The organism is Nitrospina gracilis 3/211 (assembly GCF_000341545.2).
GTDB lineage: Bacteria > Nitrospinota > Nitrospinia > Nitrospinales > Nitrospinaceae > Nitrospina > Nitrospina gracilis.
The window spans coordinates 236,024-256,717 of record NZ_HG422173.1; the positions used below are offsets into that span (position 1 = coordinate 236,024).

General features: G+C 56.8%; 21 protein-coding genes. 11 read left to right on the plus strand and 10 right to left on the minus strand.

Annotation, left to right across the window (positions count from 1 at the left end):
• From TX82_RS17110 to TX82_RS01105, 3 genes are all read left to right on the plus strand, one after another.
• A partial coding sequence (locus tag TX82_RS17110; RefSeq protein ID WP_144079200.1) for a biotin/lipoyl-containing protein occupies positions 1–132 on the plus strand: 132 nt, incomplete at its 5' end.
• Positions 133–1,347, plus strand: a complete 1,215-nt coding sequence (locus TX82_RS01100) for a sodium ion-translocating decarboxylase subunit beta (RefSeq protein WP_005005354.1) — start codon at positions 133–135, stop codon at positions 1,345–1,347. It begins immediately after the preceding gene.
• Between the two features lies 1 nt (position 1,348).
• Positions 1,349–1,627, plus strand: coding sequence for an OadG family protein (locus tag TX82_RS01105; RefSeq protein ID WP_005005355.1), 279 nt, complete (start codon positions 1,349–1,351; stop codon positions 1,625–1,627).
• 22 nt (positions 1,628–1,649) lie between these two features.
• On the opposite strand, the gene TX82_RS01110 is transcribed toward TX82_RS01105, so the two are convergent.
• A complete protein-coding gene (locus TX82_RS01110; protein ID WP_005005356.1) occupies positions 1,650–3,512 on the minus strand; it encodes a tetratricopeptide repeat protein in 1,863 nt (620 codons plus the stop codon).
• A 133-nt stretch (positions 3,513–3,645) separates the two neighbouring features.
• Positions 3,646–7,518: a YhdP family protein gene (locus tag TX82_RS01115; protein WP_005005357.1), complete on the minus strand. Its 3,873-nt coding sequence runs from the start codon at positions 7,516–7,518 to the stop codon at positions 3,646–3,648.
• 165 nt (positions 7,519–7,683) lie between these two features.
• On the opposite strand from TX82_RS01115, the gene rlmB reads away from it, so the two are divergent.
• Positions 7,684–8,463, plus strand: a complete 780-nt coding sequence (rlmB, locus tag TX82_RS01120; protein WP_005005358.1) for a 23S rRNA (guanosine(2251)-2'-O)-methyltransferase RlmB — start codon at positions 7,684–7,686, stop codon at positions 8,461–8,463.
• Positions 8,464–8,513: 50 nt separating this feature from the next.
• Here the strand turns inward: rlmB and rpsU are convergent, their stop codons facing one another.
• The gene (gene rpsU / locus TX82_RS01125) at positions 8,514–8,705 is read right to left on the minus strand and encodes a 30S ribosomal protein S21 (RefSeq protein WP_042251552.1); all 192 of its coding nucleotides are present in this window, start codon (positions 8,703–8,705) and stop codon (positions 8,514–8,516) included.
• 204 nt (positions 8,706–8,909) lie between these two features.
• Between rpsU and TX82_RS01130 the strand changes: the two genes are divergently transcribed.
• Positions 8,910–10,124 carry a ChaN family lipoprotein gene (locus tag TX82_RS01130; RefSeq protein ID WP_005005361.1) on the plus strand — a complete coding sequence of 405 codons (1,215 nt, stop codon included), beginning with the start codon at positions 8,910–8,912 and terminating at the stop codon, positions 10,122–10,124.
• Here TX82_RS01130 and TX82_RS01135 read toward each other — a convergent pair whose 3' ends face one another.
• From TX82_RS01135 to TX82_RS01145, 3 genes are read right to left on the minus strand one after another with little or no spacing between them, the layout of a single operon-like run.
• The gene (locus TX82_RS01135; RefSeq protein ID WP_005005362.1) at positions 10,125–10,898 is read right to left on the minus strand and encodes an ABC transporter ATP-binding protein; all 774 of its coding nucleotides are present in this window, start codon (positions 10,896–10,898) and stop codon (positions 10,125–10,127) included.
• 8 nt (positions 10,899–10,906) lie between these two features.
• Positions 10,907–11,179 carry an acylphosphatase gene (locus tag TX82_RS01140; RefSeq protein WP_005005364.1) on the minus strand — a complete coding sequence of 91 codons (273 nt, stop codon included), beginning with the start codon at positions 11,177–11,179 and terminating at the stop codon, positions 10,907–10,909.
• A gap of 7 nt (positions 11,180–11,186) precedes the next feature.
• Positions 11,187–11,423: a hypothetical protein gene (locus TX82_RS01145; protein WP_005005365.1), complete on the minus strand. Its 237-nt coding sequence runs from the start codon at positions 11,421–11,423 to the stop codon at positions 11,187–11,189.
• A 188-nt stretch (positions 11,424–11,611) separates the two neighbouring features.
• Here TX82_RS01145 and modA point away from each other — a divergent pair, with 188 nt between their 5' ends.
• The 3 genes from modA to modC are packed head-to-tail and all read left to right on the plus strand — an operon-like array spanning position 11,612 to position 14,167.
• Complete coding sequence (modA, locus tag TX82_RS01150; protein WP_005005366.1) at positions 11,612–12,370, plus strand: molybdate ABC transporter substrate-binding protein; 759 nt, start codon at positions 11,612–11,614, stop codon at positions 12,368–12,370.
• A 19-nt stretch (positions 12,371–12,389) separates the two neighbouring features.
• Positions 12,390–13,070, plus strand: a complete 681-nt coding sequence (modB, locus tag TX82_RS01155) for a molybdate ABC transporter permease subunit (RefSeq protein WP_005005367.1) — start codon at positions 12,390–12,392, stop codon at positions 13,068–13,070.
• Entirely contained in the window at positions 13,067–14,167 is a 1,101-nt protein-coding gene (modC, locus tag TX82_RS01160; protein WP_005005368.1) for a molybdenum ABC transporter ATP-binding protein, read from the plus strand. The genes modB and modC overlap by 4 nt, the downstream gene beginning before the upstream one ends.
• 39 nt (positions 14,168–14,206) lie before the next feature.
• On the opposite strand, the gene TX82_RS01165 is transcribed toward modC, so the two are convergent.
• Positions 14,207–16,240: a tetratricopeptide repeat protein gene (locus TX82_RS01165; protein WP_005005369.1), complete on the minus strand. Its 2,034-nt coding sequence runs from the start codon at positions 16,238–16,240 to the stop codon at positions 14,207–14,209.
• Between the two features lie 116 nt (positions 16,241–16,356).
• Here TX82_RS01165 and TX82_RS15890 point away from each other — a divergent pair, with 116 nt between their 5' ends.
• Entirely contained in the window at positions 16,357–16,638 is a 282-nt protein-coding gene (locus TX82_RS15890) for a hypothetical protein (RefSeq protein ID WP_144079047.1), read from the plus strand.
• Positions 16,639–16,832: 194 nt separating this feature from the next.
• On the plus strand, positions 16,833–17,942 hold the full coding sequence (locus TX82_RS01170; RefSeq protein ID WP_005005374.1) for a Glu/Leu/Phe/Val family dehydrogenase: 1,110 nt from the start codon (positions 16,833–16,835) through the stop codon (positions 17,940–17,942).
• 13 nt (positions 17,943–17,955) lie between these two features.
• Here the strand turns inward: TX82_RS01170 and TX82_RS01175 are convergent, their stop codons facing one another.
• The 3 genes from TX82_RS01175 to TX82_RS01185 form a co-directional block, all read right to left on the minus strand.
• On the minus strand, positions 17,956–18,459 hold the full coding sequence (locus TX82_RS01175; protein ID WP_005005375.1) for a tetratricopeptide repeat protein: 504 nt from the start codon (positions 18,457–18,459) through the stop codon (positions 17,956–17,958).
• Between the two features lie 98 nt (positions 18,460–18,557).
• Positions 18,558–19,427, minus strand: a complete 870-nt coding sequence (locus TX82_RS01180; RefSeq protein ID WP_005005376.1) for a Dyp-type peroxidase domain-containing protein — start codon at positions 19,425–19,427, stop codon at positions 18,558–18,560.
• 299 nt (positions 19,428–19,726) lie between these two features.
• Entirely contained in the window at positions 19,727–19,933 is a 207-nt protein-coding gene (locus TX82_RS01185; RefSeq protein ID WP_005005377.1) for a hypothetical protein, read from the minus strand.
• A gap of 578 nt (positions 19,934–20,511) precedes the next feature.
• Between TX82_RS01185 and TX82_RS01190 the strand changes: the two genes are divergently transcribed.
• On the plus strand, positions 20,512–20,691 hold the full coding sequence (locus TX82_RS01190) for a CPXCG motif-containing cysteine-rich protein (RefSeq protein ID WP_005005380.1): 180 nt from the start codon (positions 20,512–20,514) through the stop codon (positions 20,689–20,691).
• Positions 20,692–20,694: the final 3 nt, after the last annotated feature.

Sequence of the window (20,694 nt, forward strand, 5' to 3'; positions counted from 1 at the left end):
ACGGTGATGGTCCTCGAATCCATGAAAATGGAAACCGAGGTCCACTCTCCGTATTCCGGAACCATCAACAGCATCCTGGTTCAGGAAGGGGCTAACGTACAAACCGGCGACGAACTCATTCTGATATCTTAAATGGACTTCACATTTCAGGACGCTATAAACCGGATTCTCCATTCCACCGGGTTCGCCGCGATCGAAGGAGGCCAGATCATTATGATCCTGGTCTCTCTCGTCCTGTTGTACCTGGCGATCTGGAAAAAATTTGAACCCCTGCTTCTGCTTCCCATCGGCTTCGGTTGCCTGCTGGCCAACCTGCCGCTCAGCAACATGGCCAACACCAACGACGGCGGCCTGCTGAACATTTTTTACTCCGGGGTCAAGCACGAGGTACTGCCGCCGTTGATCTTTCTCGGCGTCGGCGCACTGACGGACTTCGGTCCCCTGCTCGCCTATCCCGCGACCCTTATGCTGGGCGCGGCGGCGCAGGTGGGCGTGTACACCACGCTGATCGGCGCGGTCGCTCTCGGGTTCAACCTGCAGGAAGCCAGCGCCATCGGCATCATCGGCGGAGCGGACGGACCGACATCCATTTTCCTGGCGGCCAAGCTGGCTCCCCATTTATTGGGACCGATCGCCGTCGCCGCGTATTCTTACATGTCGCTCGTCCCGCTCATTCAACCGCCCATCATGCGCGCGCTGACCACGGAAAAAGAACGCAAGGTGAAAATGGAGCAGTTGAAACCGATCTCGCAGACGGTGAAGATTCTGTTCCCCATCATCTCCACCCTGGTCTGCATATTGATGCTTCCCGGCGTGGCGCCGCTCCTTGGTATGTTCATGCTGGGCAACCTGTTCCGCGAGTCCGGCGTCACCGGACGCCTGCATGACACGGCGCAGACGCACCTCATCAACTTCGTCACCATCCTGCTGGCCCTGGCCGTGGGATCGTCCATGACCGCAGAATCGTTCCTCACGCTGGACACGATCAAGATCATCGTGCTGGGCCTGCTGGCGTTTGCATTCGCAACGGCGGGAGGTGTGCTGTTTGGAAAGCTGATGTACATTTTGTCGGGAGGACGGGTTAATCCGCTGATCGGCTCGGCGGGCGTGTCGGCCGTGCCCATGGCAGCGCGCGTGTCCCAGAAGGTGGGTCAGGAGGAGGACAAATCCAACTTCCTGCTCATGCACGCGATGGGACCCAACGTCGCCGGGGTCATCGGCAGTGCCGTGGCGGCAGGTGTGTTTCTATCTCTGTTCGGCGACATCGGACCCGCCAGCGAAGGCGCGTCTCATGCGGCAGTGCAGACCATCGAACTGTTCGCCGCCAATACGGGAGCCGGAAACTGATATGAGCCCACTTATTCTTACTTCCATCAAGGTTTCGTTTCTGGCGCTGGGCGTCATCTTTCTCGTACTGGGGATTCTGATCGCGGCCATCAAGGTCATGACTTCGCTCATACCCTACCGGGCGCCCGCACCGGTTCCGGCCAAAACCAAACCCACCGCCGCCGCTCCTGCGCCGGCCGCTTCGCAGGAAGATGAACACATCGCCGCCATTCAGGCGGTGATGGCACACCGCTTAAGCGGACAGCAGAATCTGCAAATCACCCAGATCTCTTCCAAGTAACCGGGTTTCCTTTTACACCGCATCAAGTGGCGGAACCTTTGTGCTCGTGAATTTTCCTCAGATTGGCCTGGGCCGAAACATGGCCGGGCCGGAGGTGCAGGGCCTTTTTTAATTGCTGCTCCGCCTTGTCCAGGTACCCCGCCGCCATGAGTGCCTCCGCGAAAGCGTTGTGCATATCCGCATTGTCCGGGCTTAAAAAAACGGAGATCGAAAATTCCACAATGGCGGCGTCAAACTGCTTCCGTTTTTTATAAAGGTTCCCCAGGTTGGCGTGCGCCTCGGACAGATCGAAATTGGTTTCGATGGCCTTTTTATAGAATCGCTCGGCCTCTTCGGGCTGCTTCATCTTCTCGAACAGCAAACCGAGATTGTTATACGGTTGGGCGAAGTCGGGGTTGGTGGCCACCGCCTTGCGAAACCAGGTTTCCGCTCGTTCATGATCCCCTTTTTGCATGTACAACAATCCCAGGTTGTTCTCGACCATCGCGTCCTGTTTCACCGCCAGCGCATCGTGAAACATTTTTTCCGCCTGTTCCCATTGCCCCCGGTTCTGGTAGGCCAACGCCAGCAGGTTGTACGGGGGTTCATAATCTTCCTTGATGCGGATGGCTTGCCGAAACATGTCCATCGCGCCGTCTTCATTGCCCTGTTTATTGTAATAGATGCCCAGGTTGGTGTGCGCCCGGGCCAACTTGTCGGGAAAATGCGCGATCACCCACTCCCAGAACACACCGGTATTCTTCCACACGGGAATCTGCTTGATGGTCCACACGCTGGTCACTCCGATAACCACAATGGCGAAATACCCGATGATCACGCTGGCCAGCACCTCGCGCCGCCGCTCGGCGAAAAATCTCCACAAACGGATGACCCCAAGGGCCAGCAGCACATAAAATCCGAGTGTGGGAATGTAGGTGAACCGGTCGGCGGCAGCCTGACCGCCGACTTGAATGATTCCGATCACCGGCGACAGCGTCACCAGGTATATCAGCCAAACTGCCATCCAGTAGCGGCGGCCTTCATTCCACTTGACGATACAGAACCAGCAGATAACAAAAAACGTCGCCACCTCCAGCCACATTCTCACATCCCAGTCGGGAAAGGGATACAACGGCACCAGGGGTTGCGGCCACAGGGTTTTTTCAATGTAAAAAACCGTACTTCTCAGTGCGTTCACGATACGGACGGTGAAACTCAACTCGTCGATCGCGACCACCGCACCCTGGATTTTCTGCGCGATGAACGTAATGACCGCCGTGGCGAAACTCATCACAAAATGCGGGATCTTTTCAGTAAAACACTTCCAGGCATCGGTCCGGCTGGATATCCGGTTCAAGGGGTACAGGTCCAATATCAGAACGACAACGGGAAACGTGACAGCCATGGGTTTGGACATCAAAGCCAGCAGGAACAGGAACAGTACCCACTTGTACCATCTTTGGCGTTCCGCCTTTTCGGTGGCATCCGCATACCACAGGTAAACCAGAAGCGCACTGAACATGAACAGCGCGCACAGCAGGTCCTTTCTTTCCGCCGCCCAGACCACCGACTCCACACGAAGAGGGTGCACGGCAAACACGAGCGCCGCCCAGGCGCAGGCCAGAAGCACCCCGCTCCGTCCCCTCAGCCCAGGGTACGCCCGGTTGGCAAAATGAAAAATCAAAAGGAAAACCAGAAATGCATTGATACCGTGCAGGACGATGCTCACAAAATGATGGCCCGCAGGCTCCAGCCCAAACAGACGATAATCGATGGCATGGGACAACCACGTCATCGGCTGCCAGTAAAACGGCTGCAGACTGATCAGCATATGCAGGATGTTTTCCGGAGCCAGGGACCGGATCATCGTGTTGCCCAGGATGTAACCGTTGTCATCCCAGTCCACAAAACCATTGTCCAATGCGGCCCAGAAAACAATCAGAACGAAAAAAACAGGGCAAGAAAAACCAGCGGCAATGCCGATTTGGATGAATCTGGGAATTTGAGTCGGATCATGTAGCAGGTGCGGGATCGGGTTGTTAATTCTGTCCTGTTTGTTCCTTGTCTCCGGAAAGGATGTACTGCGGCGTTCTCAGTATGGCGCCGAACATGCCCACCACTTTTTTACCCACAGAGGTAATGGGTACCGTTTTGACCTCAGGATTTTCAAACGGTCCCCGAACCTGGTAATAACTTTTAAATACGCTTTCCTCTTCTCCAGCGGTGATGATTTTACCGACCAGTGGGATCTTTTTGAAGAACGAATCCACCGCACGCCACGGTGCCACCCCAACCGTAGTATCCATGTTGCGCTCGTTCAAATCAAATGAACCGACGAGGGTCATCAGTTGTTTTGGGTTTTCAAAAATGAAATTTTCGGTGACCGCCACTCCATCCTTGAGAGAAAAGTCCCCCTTGATCACCTTGTAATCTGTGAAAGGACCGCTTCTGCGCTTGGCAGCTTTATCCGGGTCCAGCGAGTACCCGAACAATTGAATGGTACCGTTCAGCAGGCGCCCGGTCTGGATCCTCCCGTTTCGGACACGAAGCACCAGCGTGCCGTTCAGCGCGCGGGTGAGTTCTGGTAAACTCTTGCCGCGCGCAGACACGCGGGCCTCCAGCCGCTCCAGCGTTCCGGTCAGGCAGTTTTCAAACAGACCTCCAAACACATTAAAAAACCCTTCCGCCCGTGTTCCGGTCGAAACGATATGTGCCGAGAGCTCCGGGGGCTGCTCCGGCATCAACTTCAGAACCGCCCGGACGTCAAATCGATCGCGTCCCTTTCGACCCCATCTCAGGGTGTCCGTGGACACGGTTCCTCTTTCAAATTGGAACGTTCCCTGAAAATCGTGAAAGTGCGCGCGAGGGACCATCAACTTGGCCAGGTTGATTTTCAAGGACCCCGATCCATGCTGGAACCAGGGCTCCGCCGTCCATCCTGCGGCCATCACCCCGGCGGGTTCGGAGGAATCCGGTTCGCCTTCTTTTTTGAACTGGGTCGTGTCCAGCACCTTTCCACTGACACTCAAATCCCATTCAGGCTGTTCCTTGGCAACGAGTTTGCCTTCGATGGTCAAGGGCATTTTGCCGAGAGTCACCCTGCCCTTCGTCACCTTCACCACACGGTTGGCGAAGAACAGTTCCCCATTCACCCACACCGGCATGGGCACCTGCTCGGGAGCAAGCCGGACCTCGCTCAATTCGATCCGGCCCTGGTAATTTGCCGATTCCGGCTGGTCCAGCAACCCCTTTCCTGAAATGTCGAAGTTCAGCACTCCGGCGCGGGCACCGCGCAGGGGTTTGATGTAGGGAGAAAGAGAGGCTACCTGGAAACCGCTGGCTCCCAGCTTGAACTCAAACCGGGTGGGGTCTTCCAGAACCAGGGTGGCGGTGCCGGAAAACCGGTTTCCGTTCAACCCGACCGCCAGTGTTTTGAAGTCGATTCCTTCCTTGTCGGTAAACACCATCACCGTTTCGATGGTGTTGGGCACCGCTTCCGGTTTGGCAAGCAGGTCCCGGTATGAATACGAAGCTCCCGTGAGATCGATGGAGCTCTTCAATGTGACCGAGCGCTTCGTCCAGTGCAGAACGGACTCCACCTGAACCACCCCTTCGTACGAAAGTGTTTCCAGGAAGGGAACGTCGATGAAATCCTGTCTTTGAAAATCGGAAGCCGTCGCCTTGAGAACCAGTTCCGCCTTGGGTTTTCCGGGATTAAAGAACGTTCCCTGCAACCGGATACTGGAATCCCCGTAACGCGCTTCGCTGGTCTCAAACGAAACTTTTTTCCCGTCAAAGGCAAGCGATCCGGTCACCTTCTGTAAAGGCCGAAACAGGTCACGGTAGAGAATCGATACGTTGTCGAAACGCACTGTGCCGGTCATTTTGGTTTGTTTTTTCGGGTCGGCAAACCGCTCCTCGCTATACTCGATGTTCAATGTTCCGTCCGATACTTCCATTTTGCTGAGGAAGCGGCCGAAACTTCCGGAAACCGCCGTCGCAGGAATGAACTGTTTCGACTGCAACGCCCCGAGGTCCACCTGCGCCGTGATCTCGGTCTTCACTTCACCACCGGAAAGATGCGTGATCCCGGAAACATCATGAAAACGGTGATTGCGGCATTCCGCCGAAAATTCCGCAAACCGCAATGTCCACCGGGTTGCCTGGCTTTCAGGGCCCAATGCATTCTGGAATGCGACCGTTCCCTCAATTTTCTGAAAGGGAGACATCATGCTTCCGGCCTGGAACGAAGCTTCCCGCACCCGGGTCTCACCCTGGACCGCCCATTGAGCCGGTGACAACAGGGGACCCGACAGGGTCAACTGCGTTTCGCTTTCCCCGCTGGCCTGCTGGATCGACTGCAACGCTTTTTCCACGCTCCCTGCCCCCTCCAGTGTACGGGCCAACGCAGCCAGGTCGTCGATTTTCACATGCGCTTCCAATTGGGTTTTCATTTGCGGTTCGGTGGTGAGGTCGCGGATCGTGCTGTCGATGTTGGCAAGTGTCACCTTTTTCCACCGGGCCCGCTCCAATTTCGCCGTGACACGGCCTTCATGGTATTCCAACCTCCCCGTCACCGCCTTGAAAGGGGCAAGTTCGCCATCGCCATTCACGTTGTCCAGGTTCACGACCACCGATAGTTTACCGGAAAGGGTACCGGCCAGGATTTCCTGCAACTCGTTCCATCCCCCACGAAACGCCGCCGATTCCACTTCAATCTGCCCGGATTTCCAGTAACGAAGCGCAGACGAACGCACCTCCTGCGGGATGAGGTGAAACGGAAACGTTTCGTCCAGTTGAGCCGGAGACAAGGCGGAAGCGCGCATCCGAAAGGCCATCCCGGGATCCGGCGCGGGAAACGGGGTGAGGGCTCCCTGCACCTGAAACCGGAAATCACCCATGGTGTAGCCGGCCTGGCGTACTTCCAGCGCTCCCGGCGTCCACACCACGTCGAATTCAAACCCTCCGGCAGGGGGTGTGTCCGCCGTTGTCAGTGAGGGCGTTTCATTCCCCGGGTCGAACTGATGTTCCAGCGTGCCCGATGCTTCCAGAATCGTTCCCCAGGTGCCCGAAAAGTTGGATCGCAGGCGCAGAATGGCGGGGCGCATTTCGAATTTCAGAACCTTCTCCCAATAGTGCCGCAGCCGCTCACTTCGCAACCGGTCGGTTTGCAAACGGCCGGAATAATGCAATGCCCCCAGGTTATCGAAACCCCCGGCGAAATCGACTTCCCCTTCCAGCGCGAGATCCGGTTCATTCAATTTGCGCGGGGCCCAGGCCGCTTCCATTTTCAACTTCACCTTCGCCGCCAAAAGAGGCCGGGATAAAGCCAGGTTTACAGAATGCAAAGTGATTTTGGACGGCGATCCCTCGCTGTCCGGAACCGAATGATCGATCCAGCGCAGTGTGCTCTGTTCCATTTCGATGCTGCGGATCGTACTCATCCACAACATGGATGTGGCTGCGTTCTGTCCCTGGGTGGAGGCGGAGGAAACCGGTTTCGAAAACGGCAGGCGCCCTCTCCGGTCACGCACCAGTTGAATGTCCGCACCCTCGACCTCGACGCTGTGAATGGACACCTGCTGCTTGGAAAGGAAAGGAAGGATACGGAAACCGATCCATACTGACCGGGCGGAAAAATCTATCTGCGGTTGCCCCCCGCTTTCGGGAGCGTCGGTGTGAAGCAGGCTCAACCGGTTGAGGCGCAGGCCCAGGCCTTCCTCTTCGAAATCCACTTCCACCGATTCCAGCGTCACCGGCTGGCCCACCAGGTGCTCCAGTTCGGAGATGAACATGCCCTTCACCGTCTCTTCATCGCTGAGGCGGAGATAAAGCAATGCCCCCACTCCAACGCACAGAAGCAGCACCGCAACCAGCAATCGAAGAAAGAGTTTCTTTTTGGAAAAGGGCATGGTAAGAATACGTGGATGACCGCTTGTTTTTAAACGACTATCCAGTCAGGTGGAGACCGGTCCCCGAACCTCAGTGTAACGCATTCGGAGACGGTGCGCCTCCAAGATTGCAACCCTGCGCATCCCCGGGGTAGGGAAGACGCCGCGCCGCCTGCCAACGCTCCCATGTCCGATCAAACCAGTCAGGAATGCGTGTACGGCGTGCATCCGGTGCGCCAGGCGCTGGAAACGGGTGCCCGGCACTGCTATAAAATCGTCCTTGAAAAGGACAAAAACCCGGCCCGCCTGCGCGACATACAATCTCTCGCCAAAAGCCGTAAAATCCGAATCGAATCTCTGCCGCGAGACGCCTTCCGCAAACGCTTTGGGGAGCAGGGACAGCAGGGGGTGGTGGGATTTTTCGCACCGGTGCCAACTCTGGGGTTGCGCGAATTGATGGAACGCGCGCTCAAGGCGACAGAGCGACCGGTGGTGGTTCTGCTCGACGGCATTCAGGACCCACAAAATTTGGGTGCGCTGATCCGCTCGGCCTACGTGCTCGGCATGCAGGGAATAGTGGTGCCACGACACCGTGCGGTGCCGTTGAATGAAACCGTGGCCCGGTGCTCCGCCGGTGCCATTGAACACCTCCCGGTGAGCGTGGTGACCAACCTGAACAACGGCATCGCGGCGCTCAAGGATGCGGGGTTCTGGATCGTCGGGGTGGACATGGAGGGCAACCGCACCTGCGACCGGTTCGAGTTCGACATGCCCGTTGCACTGGTGATCGGCGGCGAGGGCAAGGGCCTGCGCCTGTCCACGCGCAAGGCCTGCGATTTCATCGTCGCCATTCCCATGGACGGCCAGCTGGGATCGTTGAACGCTTCGGCGGCGGGAGCCATCCTGTTTTACGAAATCCTGCGGCAACGACGTGCCGCACCCCCTTCCAAACAGAAAAAGGACTGATACCGGAAGTATCAGCCCTTTTTAAATCTATCGTAACCCCGATCGAAGGATCAGGAATAACCTCTTCGTTGTGCGGATTTGCGCTTTTTCTTTGCTTCTTTCTGTTTGCGCTTTTTCTTGACTGAGGGTTTTTCGTAAAACCGGCGCCTCTTCAGTTCTTTCAGCAAACCTTCCTTGGTCATTTGGCGCTTCAAGGCTTTTAATGCTTTATCGACCTGATTCTGATGGACAACGACTTCCAGCAAAAAAACCGACCTCCCAGAATAAGTGGAATTTATACGTAGGGGTATTTATTTTGAAAGATGTAATTATCAAAAAATGCCGTAGGGAAGTCAAGTGCTATTGGTTGAAATCTTCCGTTTTCAAGACCTTTTGGACTTGTTTTTGAGGCGCCGGGTCTGGTAATTCTGGAAGCGGGAAAACCACCAACAAGGCAGGAGAGGCTCATGTCGACCCATTCACGCACGCTCATAATCGCTTTGTTTTTTTTGATATTAGGGCTCCCCGGCCGGGGGCTCGCCGTGGAGTTCGCCGTTCCAAACAACGGGTCCCCCTACCGCAACCTGGGCGAGCTGGAAACCGGCCAGATCCTGCATCTGCCCACCGGGGTCGTGGTCACCCCGGACCAGATGATGCACACCATTTCGAACTCACGTGTCATCTACGTCGGCGAAACCCACGACAACCTGGAAGCCCACCGCGTGCAGTTGGAAGTCATCCGTGACCTGCACCGGCGTTATCCCGGAAAAGTGGTCGTCGGCATGGAAATGTTTCGCCGCTCGGCACAAGGTCAACTCGACCTATGGCATGAGGGAAAACTCACCCCACGCCAGTTCCGCAAACTGTTTCGTGAAAACTGGGGAATGGGAATTCAACTCTACAAGCCGATCTTCGACTTTCTGGAAGCCAACCGTATCCCCCTGATCGGTTTGAAATCAAGCGAGGTTACGGAACAACGCCTGCGTGAAGGCGGCCTGCACAAACCCGGCCTGCCGGACATCGATGAGAGCGATCCCTACCACCGAGCCTATTCCATGGCGCTGTTCGGCGGTCACGATTCGCATTCCACCGAGGGGTTCCATCCCTACCAGATGCTCTTGCTGTGGGAAGAAAGCATGGCAGAGACGGTGGCCGAGTTTCTGGGCGACGACCGCTACCCGGACCACAAGATGGTGGTGCTGGCCGGGGGCTTTCATGTGCAGTACGGTTACGGCATCCCCAAGCGGGCCTTTCGCCGTGTCCCGCACTCCTACTCCATCGTGTTGCCCACGGTGACGGACATTCCGGACAACCTCAAGAACCGCGAAATGAAGTTTGAATCGGTGGGAATTCCGCTCTACAGCGGCGACTTTGCGTGGAAGCTGGATTACGTGGTGCCACCGCCCATGCGTATTCGCCTCGGGGTGTACCTGGAAGACCGCGACGATGGCCTGCATGTGATCCGCGTCATGCCCAACTCCAACGCCGAGCGCATGGGCATCCGGAAGGACGACCTCATCCAGAAACTGAACGGATCACGTGTGGTGGATACGGAGGAACTGTCATCACGCCTGCAGAAACACGACTTCGGTGAAACCGTGCGCGTTCACCTGATGCGCAACCAACGGGAGGTTGAGGTGGAAGGGGTCCTGCAAAAACCGCCGGAATCGCCGCACGAATGATCACGCCGCCGGGTGTTCCATGGAAACACCGAGCCGCTCCAAATTGGTATCCCCGGTGAGTTCCAGAAAAATGTCTTCCAGCTCCAGGTGTTCCTGATCCTTCTTCGCCATGCGGCGGAGTTCTTCCATCGACCCGAGGGCGATGACCTCCCCTTTTTGAATGATGCCGATGCGGTGGCACATGGCCTGCGCGATGCCAAGCGAGTGCGTGGACATGAACACCGCCGCCCCCCGTCGGCACAGGTCGGTGAACAACTGCTTCACCTGGCGGGCGCCCTTGGGATCGAGGCCCACCATCGGTTCGTCCACGATGAGCACCTTGGGCTCGTGCAACAACGCTGCGGAGATGATGAGCTTCTGTTTCATCCCGTGAGAATAACCCTCGATGAGCGCGTTCTCCGCATCCATGAGATCGAAGAACGATAAAAACTCGTCGGCACGTTCCTCAGCGACCTTCATGTCCACACCGTACAGCTTGGCTATGAACATCAGGTACTCGCGGCCGGTGAGTTTTTCGTAGATGAACGGTCGGTCCGGAATGTAGCCGAAAATGGACTTGGCGCGGAGGGGTTCTTTGGATACATCGTAGCCGCCGATGACCACCGAACCGCTGGTGGGTTTCAACAGGCCGACCAGCATTTTAATGGTGGTGGTTTTGCCCGCACCGTTGGGGCCAAGGAAACCGAAGAACTCGCCCGGAGGCACCTTCAGGTTGATCCCTTTCACGGCATGGACGTCGCGGTAGGTTTTGACGAGGTCTTTGAGTTCGATCACGGCAGGATTCAGCGGATGGTGAACGATGTCATGCCTTCGGCGGAAACCCACTCCACGTCAACATGCTTGACGTCCGCCATGGCAGGGCCCTTGCGGCACCAGTCGAGCAGGCTTTCGAGGCGGTCGCGGCCGCCTTCGGCATGTATTTCAACCGAGCCGTCGTCGAGGTTGCGAACCCACCCGGTGACGCCCAGTTCCTTCGCCACCTTCTCCGTGGTGGCGCGGAAAAACACGCCCTGCACGCGACCCTCGACTTTCAAATGAACGGCGGCGTCCTCCATGGTTCGCTCAGCTTCCGCGGTTCCCCTGATCATAAAGATGCTGGATTTCCCGGTAAATGCCGAACTTGGAGCCGTCGCCGATTTTCTCGCCGAATTTGCCGAGATCGCGCATGATGCGCTGAAACTCGGACAAACCGCCGGTGAAATTTTCGATCAATGGGCTGAAATAGGCCTGCTCATCAGGATCCAGCCGGCCATTGATTTCCCGCAATCGTTCTTTAAGGGGTTCGAAATTCTTTTCCATGATTCATATGGTAGCGTTCCGAATTTGCCATTGCAACGGTTTTAAAAGTTTCTTCCAACAGGCTTCACCGTCTCCTCCCACCCCGCGAACAAGAGCAAAGCACCGGTTGACACTACGATATGTTTTATGATACATAACGAACCGGGCCACACGGAAATTTCTTCAACAACTCGAAAGGGACGGCTCGCATGTCGAAGTGGACAACTGTGTTGGGCGTGATGGCGGTGTTCGGGTTCCCCGCCCTGTCTTGCGCGGAAACGGTGACCGTTGCGGTGGCATCCAATTTTCTGGGCCCGCTCAAACAGATTGCCCGTCAATTCGAGGCCGAGACGGGGCACGCGGCGCGCATCGTGTCGGGAAGCACTGGCAAGCTGTATGCGCAAATCAAAAACGGGGCACCGTTTCACGTATTTCTGGCGGCGGACTCCAAACGCCCTCGCCTGCTGGAGGAAGAACAGCTCGCCTCACCGGGATGGCGCTTCACGTATGCGCGGGGAAAACTTGTGTTGTGGAGCGCAGATCCGGAATCCATCAACGAAGATGGCGCCGGGGTACTGAAAACCGGAAAGTTCCGCCACCTGGCTGTTGCCAACCCGAAGACCGCACCCTACGGCCGGGCGACGCAATCCACCCTGCAGAAACTCGGCCTGTGGGAAGCGTTGCAGCAACGCATCGTGCGCGGTGAGAACGTGGTGCAGACGTTTCAGTTTGCAGCGAGCGGCAACGCGGAATTTGGTTTCGTCGCCCTGTCACAGGTGCTGGCACTCCCCCCCGGAAAACAGGGAAGCCGCTGGGACGTACCGCAGTCCTTTCACCCTCCCATCGACCAGGACGCGGTTCTTTTGGCAAAAGGAATCCACAACGCCGCCGCGAAAGCGTTGCTCGAGTTTTTGAAATCCCCGGCCACGAAAAGACAGATCGGGGCCTTCGGTTACGATACGGATTGAATTGAAAGGAATTCAAATAATGGAAAGCGCCCTCGACTGGCAACCCATTATTCTCACCCTCCAGCTGGCCGGCATGACCGTACTGTTGCTGTTACTCGCAGGCACGCCCGTGGCCTGGTGGTTGTCGCAAACCAAGTCGCGCTGGAAGGTGTGGATTGAGGCGGTGGTCGCCCTTCCACTCGTGTTGCCGCCGACGGTGCTGGGTTTTTACCTGTTGATCGCGCTGGGCGCAAACGGAATCATTGGCGGCCCCCTCCAGGAGTGGACCGGCGCCTCCCTGGCCTTCACCTTTCCGGGTCTGGTCCTCGCGTCCACCCTGTACTCCCTGCCCTTTGTCGTGCAACCATTGCAGGGCGCGTTTGAATCGATTGGCAGACCCTATCTCGAAGCGGCGTGGGCGCTTCGCGCCTCCAGGTGGGACGCGTTTTTCACCGTGGCTTCGCCTCTGGCCCTTCGGGGTTACATCACCGCCATCGTGCTGGGGTTCGCGCACACCCTAGGCGAGTTCGGCGTGGTGCTGATGGTGGGAGGCAACATTCCGGGCAAAACGAAAGTCCTTTCGATCGCCATTTACGATCACGTGGAAGTGCTCGAATACACCCAGGCTCACCTGCTGTCGGGCGGTCTCCTAGTATTTTCCTTTGCGGTGCTGTTGATCGTCTACACCTTCAACCGCCGCCTTCCTTTGCACGTTTCATGACCCGCCTCACCGCACACTTTCAGGTTCCGTACCCCGGGTTCACCCTCGATGCCGAATTGGACGTGCCGGCACGCGGTGTGACCGTGATCTTCGGCCGGTCGGGAAGCGGCAAGACCACGCTTCTCCGTTGCATGGCGGGACTCACAAGGTCGCCTTCCGGTTTTTTTTCGGTGGGCGATGATGTGTGGCAGGACGAATCCCAGGGTCTCTTCCGCCCGGTGCATCAGCGTGCCATCGGCCTGGTTTTTCAGGACGCGCGGCTGTTTCCGCACCTGAGCGTTCAATCCAACCTGCAATACGGTTACCGACGAATAGCGGAAAAGGAACGTAAGGTCGACTTCGACCATATAGTTTCCCTGTTGGAGATCGGGCCCCTGCTGGACCGCCGGCCCGCGAACCTTTCCGGTGGTGAACAGCAACGCGTCGCCATTGGCCGCGCCCTGCTGACCAGTCCGCAGCTCCTGCTCATGGATGAACCGCTGGCCAACCTGGACACCGCGCGCAAAATGGAAATCCTCCCCTATCTTTTGAAACTGCGCGCGGAACTAGGCCTGCCCATTGTGTACGTCAGCCATTCGCTGGAAGAAATTATGCAGTTGGTGGATACCCTGGTGTTGTTGAAAGAGGGACGGGTGGTCGCCTGCGATGCGGCGAACCGGGTGCTGCAGACCCTGCCTGCGGAAGAACGCATCGATCCCGGTCTGGCGGGAACGCTGCTGGACACAACGGTTGTGGACCATGACGATGCCTTCGTATTGACGCGCGTCCGTTACGGGGACCAGCACCTGTACCTCCCACGACAGAACGTGACCCCGGGACGCCCCCTCCGCCTGCACGTGCTGGCCCGCGACATCAGCATCGTGGTCAGCCCGGCGACTATCCAGACCAGCGTGCTCAATATCCTGGAAGCGACGGTGCTGGAAATCCTGGAAGGCGGGGGTGCGGCACATGCGGTGGATATCCGGCTGGATGTCGGTCAACCCGTGCTCGCCACCATCACGAAAAAATCCCTGGCGCGTCTGAACCTGAAACCCGGACAAAAGGTGTACGCGCACATCAAGGCCGTGCAGATGGTGCACGAGATTCCGGAATTTTGAAGGGAGGGGAAAGATGAAATGGGAGACAGGATCGAGGAATCAGATCATGCCCATTTTGTTTTCGATGTCGGGATCGAGTTTGATGGCTTTCTGGTAGTGGCGTTGCGCCACGTCTTCGTTGCCGACCAGCTCGTTGAGCGTGCACAGGAAGAAATGCGCTTCCGCGTATTTCGGGTTGGCACGCACCGCCTTGTTGAAAGCGTCGAGCGCTTCCTGGTAATGGTCCAGCCGGTATTGCGTGTTGCCCAACTGGTAACAGATCTGTGCATCGCGCGGGTTCAGCCGAACCGCTTGCGTGAGCGGCTCCACCGCTTCCTGATACCGTTTGCGATCTGAATATAGTTTGCCCAATTGAGCGTGCAGTTTTGGATCGCGGGGTTTCTGCTTGATCATCTGTTTTAAACGTTCGATCTCGCGCTCATCCTGCCCCCCGCCGGATGCGGCCGCAGCGGGGCGTCCCGGAGGCGGACTCGCAGGGCGCGCCGGAGCCGACTGTTTTTGCGGCGGAGGCGCAGCGGCGGGTTCCGAAGATACCGCCGCGGCGGCGCTGATCTGCGACTGGATCGCCCGCACCTCCGCTTCCGCCTTGGCCCGGGCTTCGGACTCCATCTGTATTCCCGCCCGCAGGTGTTGCAGGTCGTCCTGATACTTGCGCAACTGGCCTTCCAGGTTTTCGGTCTGCTTCTTGTGCAACTCCTCGCTCTTTTTGGCCTGCTCGAGTTCTTTTTTGAGCGCTTCCAGTTCTTTCGTGTCGGTCGCCTTTTGCTCCACTTCCTTGATCTTCGCCTTGGCGGCGTTGAGCAGTTTTTCCAGTTCCGCCTTTTCCTGCCGTAACTGTTCCTTGCCCTCGCGCAGTTGCGCCAGTTCCTGCTCCAGCGATTCCGATTTGCCGGAGCCCGCCGCCGCCTGCTTCAACGCCTGATCGACCTTCGCATACGCATCCTTCAACTGTTGTTCGAGGGAAGTTTTTTCGGCAGTGAGTGCCTGCTCCGTCTCCTTGAGTGCGGCGACTTCCTGTTTCAAGGCATCGCTTTCCCCGCTGGACTGGTTGGCCTGTTCCAGGCTGGCCTGCAATTCCTTCAGCTGCCCGGCCAGGTAATCCTTTTCCGTTTTGAGAAGCTCTTCGGCTTTTTTGGTGAGCTCGATTTCTTTTTGCAGGGATTCCACCTCTTCCGAGCCCTGGGTGGACTGACGCTTTGCGTTCTCCAGTTGGGATTCGAGATCGCTGATCTGAGTTTGAAGATTGATCGACTCGTTCTGGAGGGCGAGCTTTTCATCCTGCAGAGCCTGTTCGCTGTCACGGAGCGCCTGTTCGGATTCGCGGAGAGATTCCAGTTCTGACTTGGCGGCCTGGAGTTCCTGCTTGAGTATATCGGATTCGCCGGTATCCGCAGGACGCTGAAGTGCTTCCTGAAGTTTGGCCTCGGTCTGTTGGAGTTTGGTCTCGAGGTTGGCTTTTTCCATTTTTGCCAATTCCTCGGACTTCTTCACAAGATCCAGTTCGCGTTGCAGCGCATCTGAGCTTGGGGCGGAAGAGGCGGCCTTCTGCGCCTCCTCGAGACGGGTTTGAAGATCCTTGACCTGCGCTTCCAGGCCTTCGCGTTTTTGCACTTCCAGTTGGTACTGCGATTCCGGAATCCCGCCTGAGGAAGCGGCGGGGGCATTCTGCAAGGCGGTCTCGGCTTTCTGACGCAGGGCCTGCTCATCCAGGACCTTCTGTTTCAAGTCGAGCACTTCCTGTGTTTTGCTCAGCAGTTCCTGTTCGGCCCGGGTGCGCTTTTCGATTTCCTGGTTGAGTTCGGCTCCGCTGGAAATCCCGGCTGCGGCGCCTTCAGACACTTTTTTCTCAAGCTCGACGGCCTTCTGGTTGGCATCCTCCAGGGCTTTTTCCAGTTTGAGGCGTTTGTCTTTTTCCGCTTCCAAGAGAGGAGTGAGGTCCTCTGTCGCCCCACCTTTTTGGAGTTCGGCGATCTTCTTTTTCGCCGCGTTCAGTTGGGCGGTTTTTTCCTTCAATTGAGTCTGAAGGTTGTTCAGTACTTCCTGGAGCGTTTGGGCAACGCCTTTACTGGCCATTCACAGTTCCTTTCCTGTATCTGATCCCAAGGAAGGCCGGGGGATCCCGTCCTGAGGCTCCCTTGCTTGAAGACAGTCCCTGCAGGCAAAGATTCCCCGTCAGGTGGAATCACGTCATGGAAAGCATTCCAACCAAGAGATTCATACGGAGTCGATTCAATTTAGATTTTATTAAAAATAATAGGACTGTCAACAATCAAACCTATAAAAAAAAGAGTTTACACTCTCACCGTCCAATCCATCCCACCTTTGACCAAGCCTACTGGAAAAATACCTTCCCCTTCAGGGAAACAACGGCTCCCCGTCATTCAAAATCTGAATTTCAATTTGGAATTCTTTTTTGGTTTTTGGGTGCCGATTTTATGGCAAACCAGGGCTGTGGTGATCATATTGAATAGTGTGGACCATATTGATTTTAAATGCGAAATCAATCTAATCGTGGAGCCGGTTCCGGCCCGCTCACTCCGTAAACCACTTGGAGGTTCGAAACCTGTAAGACATCGACTCCGGGCACCTCTCACCCCATACAGGGTGCAACTAAAAATGAAATGCCCGCCCCGCGTTCAACCACTCCAACGGAAAGGGGTCCTGTATGAGCACTCAATACGTGGACAATTTCGCCGACGACATCGGTCCCATTAAAATCCTTCACATTTATAAACCCAAGTCCCAACTCCGCGGCATCGTGGTGGTCGACAACCTGGCCATGGGGCCGGCCGCCATTGGGGGATGCCGCATGGCACCCGACGTCTCCACCCGCGAGGTGTTCCGTCTGGCGCGGGCCATGACGTTGAAGAACGCCGTCAACGGCCTGCCGTACGGCGGAGGCAAGTCCGCGATCGTCGGCGACCCAAAAAGTGACCTGAAAGAAACCTGGATGCGTGAATTCGCACGCGCCATCCGTGACCTGAAAGAATACATTCCCGGCCCGGACATGGGCACCGACGAGCAATGCATGGCCTGGGTTCACGAGGAAGCCGGGCGCGCCGTGGGCCTGCCTTATTCGAAAGGCGGCCTGCCGCTGGATGAATTGGGCGCGACGGGCTTTGGTGTGGCCGTGGCGTCGGATGCGGCCAGCGAATGGATGCAGTTGCCACTGGAAAACGCGCGCGTGGTCATTCAGGGGTTTGGCAATGTCGGCCGGGCGGCGGCGACCTGCCTGCTGGAACGCGGGGTGCACGTCATCGCGGTCAACGATTCGGATGGCGGGTTGCACAATCCGGATGGTTTGAACATTCCGGAATTGTTTCGCTGGGTACAGACCCGGAACCTGAACCGCGCCACGCATCTGGGCGAGCCCATGGAACGCGACCGGGTGCTGGAAATCGAAAGCGACATCTTCGTTCCCGCGGCGCGGCCGGACGTGTTCACCGAAGCCAACCAGCACCTGCTGAAAACCCGGCTGGTGCTGGAGGGCGCGAACATTCCCATCACGCACGAGGCGGCGCGCGTGCTGCATGACCGCGGCATCATGGTGATCCCGGACATCATTGCCAACAGCGGCGGAGTCATTTGCGCCGCGGCGGAATACGAGGGTAAAACCGAGGACCAGGCGTTCGACGCGATCCGCAAATCCGTTTACCGCAACACCACGGCGCTGCTCAAACGTGTGCGCGAACGCAAACAGTACCCGCACGACGCGGCCCTGCAAATGGCGCGGGAGGTGTTGTCCAAAAAAATGGGGCTTTACGCCAGCACATGAAAGAAAGGGGAGATCAACGGAATTCCGGGTTCAGGCGGGCGGCTTCCTGTTTGTGATGCTGGGACGCTTCCTTCTGGCCCTGAATGGCCAACACCACGCTCAACACGCGGTGCGCTTCGGCATAATCCGACTGGATCTCGACGGCTTTCATGAACGCCTCGCCCGCCTCGTCGTATTCGCCGACCACCATGTGCGCAAGGCCCAGGTTGTACTGCGCCTCCGCCCATTCGGGGTCCAGGTACGCGGCTTCCCGGAAGGCGTCTATCATTTCCTCGCAGCGGTTGAGGGCGTCAAACGCCTTGGCCAGCCAGAAGTGCACCCGGGGGTTTTCGGGATCGAGTTGCGCCGCCTTGCGGAACACCTTCAATGCCTCCTCGCCGTTGAGGTCCTTCATCCAGGCCTGGCCGAGCTTGATCAGGAGGGCCGGGTCATCGGGATGGGCCTCAACCTGTTGCTTGAGGGCTTCGATTTCCGGGTTGACCGCAGGCGGTTCGTTGGTGGGGGCTTCTTCGTTCATAGGCTCCGATTATCCTGGTAGAGGGTGCATTGTAACAAATTGGGTGAAGCCATCAACACCTGTAGCCGGGTGATTGCCTCCGCAGGGAGGAGTGCGTATCAGGAATACTGGCGCGTGGGGGAGAAACGGTTCATCCGGATGCCGCCCATGCGGAGACCGGTGAGCACATCGATCGACGGCACGAAAAACCGGGCACCTGACACCGGACGCAGGCGGTCCGCCCAGTGCACCCCGTCCTGTCCGGGCGAAATCTCGAGCGATTTTTCAAGTACCGTGTCCACCGCATCCGGGTCGCTGTGAAACAGCATGGTCAGCGTTCCCGCTTCATCTTCCGCGCGGTACGGCAGAGAATGAATGAGCAGATGCTCCTCCCGCCCCAGTTGCCGGGCGGTTTCCTTGAGAGGCGTGGCCACCTCCACGGTCTCGTCCGGAGCGTGACGGAAATTCTGCACCAGCACAAAGCTGCCACGAAAAAAGTCCGCCTCGTGTGTGTCGATGAAGACCGACTCCGGCACTCCATCCGGAGCGGCGGTTTCCTGTTCCGCAAAGGTGATGGCGGGGGATTGGCCCCAGAACCGGTCGATGGGCTGGACCAGCCCCTTGAGGTTTTCATCAATGTACCCCACCATGTCACGCAGGCATTCGATCTGGTTGGCGTGAAGATAAAAAAGCAGGTCCCCCTCGGTGGCGGGAAACTCGCGGCCCTCCGCTTCCAGCGTTTCAAACGGACGCAGGCGGCGCGGTTTCTTGCCGTGCCAGGCCAGCAGCCAGAACATCGGGCCGAAACCGACCACGCAGGCGATCCGTTCACCCGGATACTTTTTCAATACGTCCGACACGAACCCCGGCACCATCACCGAGAACTGGCCGACGCTCATCGCGTTCATCGGCAGGTCCACCACTTCGTAAATCAAAACGCACGAGTGGCGGGCGGGGGTGGATACGATTCCTGTCTGCGATCGGGACATGGGCTTTCCGGTTTCAAAGTGAAAGCGTTTACTCTAACACTGAATCGGCGGTAGGAAATACAAAAATGAAAAGCAATGGAAGAGAAGAATAACCGAGGGCAAAAAGAAACCCGGGCCGGAAATCATTCCAGCCCGGGTTTCCTTTCAGGTAAACCACGCCGGCGGGGACCGGCGACCCTTTCCCTGGCCGGCACACCGGCCTTCCCTGACTAAGGTATGGAAGGGAAAAGAACCCTGGAATCTACGGGACCTGTCCTTGGCAACCCGCACGAAGCCTGCCGCTTCGCTTTTTTCGTTTTTCAGCTTCCGGAATTGACGGGATCCGGATAGTTCAGATCGAGGCGTTGTTTCACCCAGGAAGGGACCTGGGCTTTAGGCGCCGTCACCAGCCCGATGTTATCCTCATTCTTGTAGAACGTGTCCCAGTACATCTTTTCGAGCCGCTCTGAAGAAATGACCTCTTTCAAACTTCCATCCGGTTTGATGATTTTCACTTCGTAAATCATGGTTACCTCCTTCACCCCCCTATTCCGGGTTCGTTGTTACCTGAACCAGGCCCGACTGCGGGTCCTGCCCCCTGTGTGTAATCACTTTACTGACTGCAAACTGTACAAGCAACAGTCGTGCCATTTCCGTTACGATATACTTAACGGCTTTTTTTTCAATATTTTAATAAAAAATTGAAGGGTTCTTCCGGATTGGATTTCCCGATTTCCGAATACAAAAACTTGTCACCAGTGACAAAATTGAGCTCCAAAATCTAAAATCTATTTATTTTTTAAGCATTTACAACTTATTCCAATTTTCGGGCTGATCATTTCTTTTTGCACATGGTTTGTCCAATTTCCGTAATTCCGCTGATTTATTGACGTCAAATTTTGGAATTCGGAATAAAAGTACTTGTTTTTTCCTCCGTTAAAAGGATTCCCCCGTAAGAACACCACCTACACGGTCCGCCTGCTTTTACTCCTGCCCCGGTATTTCGCTCTGGAAAAGACGGGCTGCAGGGTCCATTTTGACAATATATTGTCAACGGGTTATCAATGGGTGTTTTGCAGTCTGTGCTTTAAACGGGATACTTGAAATGGAAGAGGAATACTTTTTTGAATGCCCCTGGTGCGGGGAGGAGATTTCCATGCTGGTGGACCTTTCGGTTCCGGCCCAGGCCTACATCGAGGACTGTGAGGTCTGTTGCCGCCCGATAGAAATCCAATACCAGAGCAGCGGATTCGGGGTGGAAGGCTTTTCTGCCGCCCGGGGATGACGC

Bases quoted from the DNA above. Each gene is read 5' to 3' on its own strand.
- TX82_RS01100 (WP_005005354.1), top strand. From the start codon at position 133: ATGGACTTCACATTTCAGGACGCTATAAACCGGATTCTCCATTCCACC.
- TX82_RS01105 (WP_005005355.1), top strand. From the start codon at position 1,349: ATGAGCCCACTTATTCTTACTTCCATCAAGGTTTCGTTTCTGGCGCTG.
- TX82_RS01115 (WP_005005357.1), bottom strand. From the start codon at position 7,518: ATGCCCTTTTCCAAAAAGAAACTCTTTCTTCGATTGCTGGTTGCGGTG.
- rlmB (WP_005005358.1), top strand. From the start codon at position 7,684: ATGTCCGATCAAACCAGTCAGGAATGCGTGTACGGCGTGCATCCGGTG.
- TX82_RS01130 (WP_005005361.1), top strand. From the start codon at position 8,910: ATGTCGACCCATTCACGCACGCTCATAATCGCTTTGTTTTTTTTGATA.
- TX82_RS01140 (WP_005005364.1), bottom strand. From the start codon at position 11,179: ATGGAGGACGCCGCCGTTCATTTGAAAGTCGAGGGTCGCGTGCAGGGC.
- TX82_RS01145 (WP_005005365.1), bottom strand. From the start codon at position 11,423: ATGGAAAAGAATTTCGAACCCCTTAAAGAACGATTGCGGGAAATCAAT.
- modA (WP_005005366.1), top strand. From the start codon at position 11,612: ATGTCGAAGTGGACAACTGTGTTGGGCGTGATGGCGGTGTTCGGGTTC.
- modB (WP_005005367.1), top strand. From the start codon at position 12,390: ATGGAAAGCGCCCTCGACTGGCAACCCATTATTCTCACCCTCCAGCTG.
- modC (WP_005005368.1), top strand. From the start codon at position 13,067: ATGACCCGCCTCACCGCACACTTTCAGGTTCCGTACCCCGGGTTCACC.
- TX82_RS01165 (WP_005005369.1), bottom strand. From the start codon at position 16,240: ATGGCCAGTAAAGGCGTTGCCCAAACGCTCCAGGAAGTACTGAACAAC.
- TX82_RS15890 (WP_144079047.1), top strand. From the start codon at position 16,357: ATGGAAAGCATTCCAACCAAGAGATTCATACGGAGTCGATTCAATTTA.
- TX82_RS01170 (WP_005005374.1), top strand. From the start codon at position 16,833: ATGAGCACTCAATACGTGGACAATTTCGCCGACGACATCGGTCCCATT.
- TX82_RS01175 (WP_005005375.1), bottom strand. From the start codon at position 18,459: ATGAACGAAGAAGCCCCCACCAACGAACCGCCTGCGGTCAACCCGGAA.
- TX82_RS01180 (WP_005005376.1), bottom strand. From the start codon at position 19,427: ATGTCCCGATCGCAGACAGGAATCGTATCCACCCCCGCCCGCCACTCG.
- TX82_RS01185 (WP_005005377.1), bottom strand. From the start codon at position 19,933: ATGATTTACGAAGTGAAAATCATCAAACCGGATGGAAGTTTGAAAGAG.
- TX82_RS01190 (WP_005005380.1), top strand. From the start codon at position 20,512: ATGGAAGAGGAATACTTTTTTGAATGCCCCTGGTGCGGGGAGGAGATT.